General features: G+C 74.5%; 2 protein-coding genes. Both read right to left on the bottom strand.

The window, feature by feature from the left end; all coding sequences use genetic code 11:
• Nucleotides 1-246: 246 nt before the first annotated feature.
• Nucleotides 247-840, bottom strand: coding sequence for a lytic polysaccharide monooxygenase auxiliary activity family 9 protein (locus ADL08_RS09445; RefSeq protein ID WP_053641626.1), 594 nt, complete (start codon nucleotides 838-840; stop codon nucleotides 247-249).
• Nucleotides 841-1,006: 166 nt separating this feature from the next.
• The coding region (locus ADL08_RS09440; protein WP_053641625.1) for an SPFH domain-containing protein at nucleotides 1,007-2,347 on the bottom strand (1,341 nt) is incomplete at its 5' end.

The following is a 2,347-nucleotide window of genomic DNA, read 5'->3' as shown; positions in this document are numbered from 1 at the left end:
GGGAGGGGGTGGGGCTGGGCCCACCCCTGGGGACGGGCCCGAGGTCGGGTCCGGGATCGAAACCGGGGACGGGCCCGGGATCGAAACCGGGGTCGGGTCCGGGATCGGGACCGGGGCAGGGATGGGTGGCCCCCGGGGCCGGGGCGTGGCTCGCGTCCCGGCCCCGGGGGTGGTGCGGGATCCCCGGAGGGCGCGGTCCGTGGGGGCTCCGCGCTCGCCGGGGGCCGGACTACGTCCGCCGGGCCGTCAGAACTTGACGTCCGAGCAGGCGTAGAAGGCGTTCGCGGTGTCCGCGACCGTCCACACCGCCAGGATGAGGTGACGGCCCGACTTGCCCGCCGGGAGGTTCCCGGAGTGCGAGAGGGTCGCCGGCGGCTGCTGGTTGTTGTAGGGAACGGTCAGGAACGGCTGGGGGTCGAGGGCGGCCCGGGTGAGCGGCTGGCTCGGGTTCCACCCGTTCTTGGTGATGTAGTACTTGAAGTCGGTGGTGCGGTGGCGGGCCGTGAACTGCCAGCGGAAGTTGTAGCTCTGGCCCGCCGTGACGCTCGTCGCCGGCCAGGTGCCGCCCCGGGGGTCGTCGAGCTGGGCGAACGGGCCGTTCCCGCCGGCGCAGATCTTCCCGTCGGCGGGCCCGGCGGCCGGGAAGCCCTTGAGCCCCTCGACCGACTGCGGCTCCCACTGGATGTTGCCGCAGTTGGACACGGTGCCGTTGGCACAGAGCTTCTGACGGCTGATCGGCGAGTCGGTGTAGCCGTGACTGCCGGCACTGCCGGAGCCGAGGAGGGTGACGCCGGCGACGCCGAGCGCCACCACCGTGGCCCCTACTGATTTCTTGCGCATGCTGTCGCTCCAGGAGAACGTGGGGGAGTTCCGTCGGGTCGTGCTGCACGCGTGCGGGTGGTGCGGATGGTGCGGGTGTTTCCCTGTTCTTTGCCGTACGGCGGTGACGCATTTTGGTCTGGACCAAGTACCAAGGTATGGATGGAAGTTGAACCTGTCCATCCCCTCACGCACCCTCGGCGGGAGACGTCCTTCCCGTGTAGAACGCCACCGTCAGGTCCTTGACCAGCGTCTTGCGCTCGTAGTCGTCCAGCTCCACCAGACCACGACTGGTCAGCCGGTGGACCACGTCGTCCACCGCGTCCACGACCGACGTCAGGACGCTGTCCCGGTGCTTCGCGTCGAGCGCCGCGATCCGGCTGCGCCGCATCGCCGTCGCGACCTCGGGGGCGTACTCGATCCGCGTCGGCTGCGCCGAGAAGACGTCCAGGCCGACCGGCGCGCACTCCGCCGACAGCATCCGCGTCAGGGCCTCGCCGACCGCCTCCGCGTCCCGCAGCGTGGGGGCGTCCTCGTGGAACGCGTCCGCCGGGAGCTGCGAGAGCACCCGGGCCATCGCCGCCTCCACCTGCTCCCGCAGGTACTCCTCGTGGCCGTCGATCCCGAGCGACGCCCGGACCGTGTCCCGCACCCGCCAGACCACCAGGACGACCACGTCGAGCGCCGTGCCCCGCGCGTCCACGGCCGGCAGCGGCTCGCTGCGCCAGTGCCGGAGCCGTACGTCCACCCGGCGGCGCAGCAGCAGCGGGCTGACCCAGATCAGGCCGGTGCGGCGGACCGTGCCCCGGTAGTCGCCGAACAGCGTCAGGACCCAGGCGTGGCCGACCCGGCCCCGGCCGAGGCCGCCGAGCGCGAAGAGGACGGCCACGACGCCGAGGGCGAGCAGGACCGACTGGCCGAGGTGGACGCCGTGGTACGGGCGGACCGGCAGCCGCAGCATCCGCGCCGCCTCGTCGGGCACCGCGCCCGTCCACCACACGACCGCCGCGCACCAGGCGATCGCCAGGGCCCCGCCGACCACCCCGACCCAGCCGGGCAGCACCGCCCCGGGACGCTCGACGAGGTCGGGGTCGGCGGTGGGGGCCGGCCGGGAGGAGGGGGGCGGGGCCGCGTGCCTGGCCCTGGTCCCGCCCTCCGTACGGGGGCGGGTGCCGGGCGCCTGCTCGGTCCGGCCCGGGGCCAGGACCTTCGACGGGCCCGGGATGCCGGGCCTGCGGGCCGTCCCCGGGGCGGCGGGCAGGGGCATGGCGACGGTGTCGGGACCCCCGTCGTCGTCCTTCTTCTTCACGCCGGGGGCGGCGGCGGCCTCCGGCTCGTCCCGGAAGAGCAGGTGCACGGGGATGGAGCCGGTGGTCTCGGAGCCGATCACGTTCCTCCGCCGCGCCACCCGCACCACCCCGGCGACGGGCAGGGCGACGACGGCGACGCGGGCGCCCTTGATCCGCCCGAAGTCGGGCACGGGGGTCCCGCCGGGGGGTGCGGGGGCGGTCCGGTCGCTCTCCGGGGC

Source organism: Streptomyces sp. NRRL F-6492 (assembly GCF_001280125.1).
Classification (GTDB): Bacteria; Actinomycetota; Actinomycetes; order Streptomycetales; family Streptomycetaceae; genus Streptomyces.
Note: the sequence above shows the minus strand (reverse complement) of the source record. Positions and strands in the feature narration are given on the sequence as shown.

What these genes read in the sequence shown, in the direction of transcription:
- ADL08_RS09445 (WP_053641626.1), bottom strand. Translation starts at nt 840, where the DNA reads ATGCGCAAGAAATCAGTAGGGGCCACGGTGGTGGCGCTCGGCGTCGCC.